Below are 246 nucleotides of genomic sequence, written 5' to 3'. Positions count from 1 at the left end.
GTAGAGAACGAGGGGCAGCGTCCACCCAAGCCGGAACCGGGCGAAAAACATGGCAAATCGGTGGAGGTCTCCCCGCCCTTCCTTGGTGGCAAGAACTGGAACCCAATGGCGTACAGCCAGGACACAGGCCTGTTCTATGTACCCGCCAACCACTGGAAGGAGGATTACTGGACCGAGGAAGTCAGCTACAAGAAAGGCTCGGCCTACCTCGGCCAGGGTTTCCGCATCAAGCGCATGTTCGACGAC

The 246-nt window shown here is 58.9% G+C and carries 1 pseudogene; it reads left to right on the top strand.

What is annotated here, in order from left to right:
* Positions 1 to 246: pseudogene (locus tag AAEZ09_RS28920) on the top strand (PQQ-dependent dehydrogenase, methanol/ethanol family); the annotation flags it as partial.

The sequence above is a fragment of the Pseudomonas sp. 65/3-MNA-CIBAN-0223 genome (assembly GCF_040310425.1).
In the GTDB taxonomy this organism is placed as follows: Bacteria; Pseudomonadota; Gammaproteobacteria; order Pseudomonadales; family Pseudomonadaceae; genus Aquipseudomonas; species Aquipseudomonas gregormendelii.
Note: the sequence above shows the minus strand (reverse complement) of the source record. Positions and strands in the feature narration are given on the sequence as shown.